Annotated in this window: 4 protein-coding genes; all 4 read left to right on the plus strand. The window is 66.5% G+C overall.

What is annotated here, in order from left to right:
- Nucleotides 1-1,215, plus strand: a 1,215-nt coding sequence (locus FKP22_RS20595) for a benzaldehyde dehydrogenase (RefSeq protein WP_141289566.1), incomplete at its 5' end; no start/stop codon positions are given.
- 19 nt (nt 1,216-1,234) lie between these two features.
- Entirely contained in the window at nt 1,235-2,002 is a 768-nt protein-coding gene (locus FKP22_RS20600; RefSeq protein ID WP_141289567.1) for a coniferyl-alcohol dehydrogenase, read from the plus strand.
- A gap of 31 nt (nt 2,003-2,033) precedes the next feature.
- On the plus strand, nt 2,034-3,767 hold the full coding sequence (locus tag FKP22_RS20605) for a DUF1302 domain-containing protein (RefSeq protein ID WP_141289568.1): 1,734 nt from the start codon (nt 2,034-2,036) through the stop codon (nt 3,765-3,767).
- Nucleotides 3,768-3,778: 11 nt separating this feature from the next.
- On the plus strand, nt 3,779-5,120 hold a 1,342-nt coding region (locus tag FKP22_RS20610; protein ID WP_141289569.1), incomplete at its 3' end, for a DUF1329 domain-containing protein.

Genomic DNA, 5,120 nt, shown 5'->3' on the forward strand with positions numbered 1-5,120 from the left:
CAGCAGCACTTCGACGAACTGGCGTTGTGGGTCACCCGCGAGACCGGCGGCGTTCTGCCCAAGGGGCAGCACGAGGTGCGCGAAGCCATGGCTTTTTGCGAGCAGGCCGCCGCGATGCCGATGCAGCCGCAGGGCCAGGTGCTGCCCAGCGTGCCGGGCCGCACAAGCGTGGCGCGGCGGGTGCCGCACGGCGTGGTGGGGGTCATCAGCCCGTTCAACTTCCCACTGATCCTGACGCTGCGCGTGGTGGCTCCGGCGCTGGCTGCGGGCAATGCGGTGGTCGTCAAGCCCGACATGCGTACGCCTGTGTCCGGCGGTTACCTGCTGGCGCAGCTGTTCGAGGCCGCCGGCCTGCCGGCCGGCATGCTGCATGTGCTGCCCGGCGGCGCCGACGTGGGCGAGGCGCTGGTTGCCGAACCGTCCATTCACATGATCTCGTTCACCGGCTCGGTCGCCGCAGGTCGACGTGTGGGTGAACTGGCCGCTCGCCAGTTGAAGAAGGCTTCGCTGGAACTGGGAGGCACCAATTCACTGGTGATCCTGGAAGACGCCGACATCGACCTCGCCGCCAGCAACGCTGCCTGGGGCGCGTGGGGGCACCAGGGCCAGATCTGCATGGCCACCAACCGCGTGATCGTGCACGAGTCGATTGCTGCGGCGCTCACCGAACGATTGCTTGCCAAGGCAAGGCATCTGCCGCTGGGTGACGGTGCCACGCAGCAGGTGGCGCTGGGTCCGCTGATCGACGAACGCCAGCGTGACCGCGTGCATGGCGTCGTGCAGGACAGCGTGAAGGCCGGTGCGCAACTGTTGGCCGGTGGCACGTACGACGGGCTCTTCTACAAGCCCACCGTGCTGGCCGGCGTGGGGCGCGGCATGCGCGCGTACGACGAGGAGATCTTCGGCCCGGTGCTTTGCCTGATGACCTTCAGGACTGACGACGAGGCGGTGGCGCTGGCCAACGACCACGCCGGCGGCCTGGCCGCGGCCGTGATCTCGCGAAACGTGGGCCGCGCCAGCGGGATCGCACAGCGACTGAAGGCCGGCATGGTGCACGTGAACGACCAGACCGTGAACGACGACATCGTGAACCCGTTCGGCGGCCCCGGCGTCGCCGGCAACGGCAGCGTGCACGGTGGACCGGCCGACTGGGAGGCCTTCACCACATGGCAGTGGTTGACCGTCAAGGACACGCCTCCGGCGTATCCGTTCTGAACCCGGCCCAGGAGGATTCATGAGTCTCAAGGACAAGACCATCGTCGTCACCGGCGCGTGCTCGGGCATTGGTGCCGAAACTGTGCGCGTGCTGCGTGCCCGCGGCGCGCGCGTGATCGGCCTGGACCGCAGCGACCCGATGCTGACACTGGACGGATTCGTCAAGGCCGACCTGTCGGAGCAGGCCGCCATCGACCACGCGATGAAGCAGCTGCCGGCGCAGGTCGATGCGCTGGCCAACGTGGCTGGCGTGCCCGGCACCGCGCCGGCCGAACTGTTGGGGCGCGTGAACTACCTCAGCCTGCGGCACCTGAGCGAGCGCGTGGCAGAGCGCATGTCGGCAGGCGCCAGCATCGTCAACGTGTCGTCGATCCTCGGTCACTTCTACATGCAGCGGCTGGACCAGCACAAGGCTCTGGCCGACACCCGCAGCTTTGAGGCGGGCCTGGCCTGGCTGGCGCGCAACCCGGTCTCGCAGGCCACCTGCTATGAGTTCTTCAAGGAAGCGCTGATCGTCTGGACCATGCGTCGCGGCCACGCGCTTTTCCTCGAGCAGGGCATCCGCATGAACGCGGTTGCGCCTGGGCCGGTGTTCACGCCGATCCTGGGCGAGTTTGCCACCCAGCTGGGTGAAGCACGCGTGCAGGCCGATGCCTCGCGCGTCAAGCGCCCCTCGTTCGCTGACGAAGTGGCGCCGGCGATCGCGTTCCTCTGCAGCGACGACGCGCGCGCGATCGTTGGTGCCAACCTGCCGGTGGACGGCGGATTTGAAGCCAGCTACCTCTGATCGAACCGAAGAAGACCCACAGGAGACAACAATGAAACTGCACCTGACGGCAGTGGCGGCGGCGGCGCTTGCCGCCTGCACGGCACACGCCTTCACCATCGACACACCGGACCCGGACCTCAAGGTCCGGCTGGACCTGACGCCGAAGTTCAGCGCCGGCTATCGGCTGAAGGACCCGTCGCGCGACCTGACGCGCGTGGACGTGGCCGACGACCCCGGTGTCGTCAACGAGGACGATGGCGACCACAACTTCAGGAAGGGTCTGATCAGCCGTCGGTTCGAGTTGCTCACCGAACTGGATGTGCAGGCCCCCAACTTTGGCGGTCGCCTGTCGGGCACGGCCTGGTATGACGGCATGTACCTGGGCCGCAACGACTACAACGGCACGCCGCTGTATGCCGGCGGCGTGCCGCTCGGCCCGGTCATTGACACCAGCAACAACCAGATCGGCCAGGATCCCAACGAGTTCGTGTCCGCCACGCGGCGTCGGCACGGTCGCGGCACGGAGCTGCTCGATGCCTTTGTCTTTGCCAAGGGGGAGGTTGCCGGAATGGCGGGCACGGTTCGCCTCGGAAGGCACACCCTGCAGTGGGGTGAGAGCCTGTTCTTCGGCCAGAACGCCATTGCCAACGCGCAGGGGCCGGTGGACATCGCGAAAATCGTTTCCGTGCCCAGTTGGCAGTTCAAGGAAGTGCTTCTGCCGGTGGAACAACTGTCGGGCTCGCTGCGCGTGGCCGAGGGCGTGCAACTGGGTGCGTACTACCAGCTCAAGTGGCGCAAGAGCAAGCTGCCCGGTGTCGGCAGCTTCTTCTCGAACCAGGACTACATCGGCGGTGACCAGGTCAACTTCGGCAATGCACCCGACGGCAGCCCGATCATCCTGCCGACGCTGACCGAGCGCGACAAAACACCGGGCAACAGCGGCCAGGGTGGCGTGCAGCTGCGCTGGAGCCCGCCCGGTGGCGACTATGAGTTCGGCTTCTACGCGGTTCAATACCATGACAAGACGCCCAGTGCGCTGGTCATGGACTTCGTCAACGGCGACGTGCACGTCGCCTACGCGAAGAACATTCGTGCCTATGGTGCCAGCATGACTTCGTCGTTGGGTCAGCTGAACTGGGCGCTGGAGGGCAGCGTGCGACAGGACACGCCGCTCACCAGCGACCCCGCAGTGCTTGGGGGTGCGAGTCCGGTGCTGGCCTGCGACAACGGCAAGGAAAACCCCTGCTACGCGCTTGGCAACACTGCGCACCTGAACCTGTCGGGCATCTACGTGCTGCAGCCTTCGGCACTTTGGGGTGGCGGCGCGGTGCTGGGCGAGATTGCCTACAACTACCGGCTGAAGATCAAGCGCGACATATTCGCCGGAGCGGACGGCAGCAGCCAGGGCATCGGCGGGCTGGACCCGAACACCACCAAGGGCGCCTGGGCCGCCCGCGCACTCTTCGAGCCGGCGTACTTCCAGGCGGCATCGGGGCTGGATCTCTCGGTGCCCATCTCCGTGGCCTACAACTTCGCAGGGCGGTCATCGGCCGTGAGCAACTTCGCCGGCGGCGTTTCCGATGGCGGCGAGTGGAGCCTTGGCCTGAAGGGCAAGTACCAGAACGCCTGGAATTTTTCGTTGGCCTACACCGACTACTTCGGCAAGGCCAAGACCTTTACCGAGACGCTGGTGCCCGGCAGCGCAGCGCTGCGCCAGCTGAGCTTCGGCCAGACCCTGCGCGACCGCGCCAACCTGTCGTTCAGCGCCTCGCGCACTTTCTAAGGATCATCACCATGAAGCACAAGCTCATTGCACTGGCTTGCGCCGCGCTCCTGCCGTTCACGGCCCATGCCGCGGTGTCGGCCGAAGAGGCTGCCAAGCTCAAGACCACGCTCACGCCGCTGGGCGCCGAGAGGGCCGGCAACAAGGACGGCACCATCCCTTCGTGGGAAGGGGGCCTGACCAAGGCCGCCGCCGGCTACAAGAACGGCGACCCGCGGCCCGACCCCTTCCCGGGCGACAAACCCATCCTGCAGATCAGCGCCAAGAACATGGACCAGCATGCCGCGAAGCTGTCCGACGGCGTGAAGGCGTTGATGAAGAAGTACCCCGACTTCCGCATCGACGTGTACCCCACGCGTCGCAGCGCGGCGGCGCCGCAGCATGTGTACGACAACACGTTCAAGAATGCGACCAAGGCCAAGCTGGTGGACAACGGCCTGGGAGTGGAAGGCGCGTTCGGCGGCACCCCGTTTCCGATTCCCGCCAGCGGCGACGAGGTCATCATGAACCATCGCCTGGCCTGGACCGGCATGGCCATGCAGACGCCTTTCCGTGTGTGGGTGATGACGGCCGACGGCAGGCGCAGCCTGGCCTCCGGCGGCACGCAGTCGTGGTGGCGCCCCTACCACGATCCGAACCTCGCGGCAGACAAGTTCGACGGCTTCTACGCGCTGGGCAAGTTCATTGCCAGCGAGCCGGGCTCGAAGGCCGGCGAAGCGATCCTGGCGCACGACGGCATCGACGCCCAGCACCCGCGCGGCCTTTGGCAATACCTGGTGGGTCAGCGCCGCGTGCGCAAGTCGCCCTCGGTCGGCTACGACACACCGGACGCGGTGACCAGCGGCATCGGCCTGTTTGACGAAGCCTTCATGCTCTTCGGTCCGATCGACAAGCACGAGCTCAAGCTCATCGGCAAGAAGGAGATCTACATCCCCTACAACAATAATCGCGCCGCGCTCGCCAAGGTCGACCAGCTCGTCACGCCCAAGACACTGAACCCCGACCTCGTGCGCTGGGAGCTGCACCGCGTGTGGGTGGTGGAAGCTGCGCTGGCCCCGGGCAAGCGGCACGTGGCAGCCAAGCGCAGGTACTACCTCGACGAAGACACCTGGCAGATCATCCTGCTCGACGGCTGGGATGCCAATGGCGAGCTCTGGCGCACCAACTTCACGCTCACGCTGACGGCGCCCGACGTGCCGGCCGTGATCGGCACCGTGCAGTGGGGTGGCTACGACCTGCAGACCGGCGCCTACTACCTGAACCTTGCGTTGAACGAGCTGCCGGTCCAGATGAAGGTACTGCCGTCGTTCCAGCGCAGCTTCTTCAGCCCCGAGGAACTGGCCAACGAGGGGC

Origin of the sequence: Ideonella azotifigens (assembly GCF_006519715.1) — a bacterium.
GTDB lineage: Bacteria > Pseudomonadota > Gammaproteobacteria > Burkholderiales > Burkholderiaceae_C > Ideonella > Ideonella azotifigens.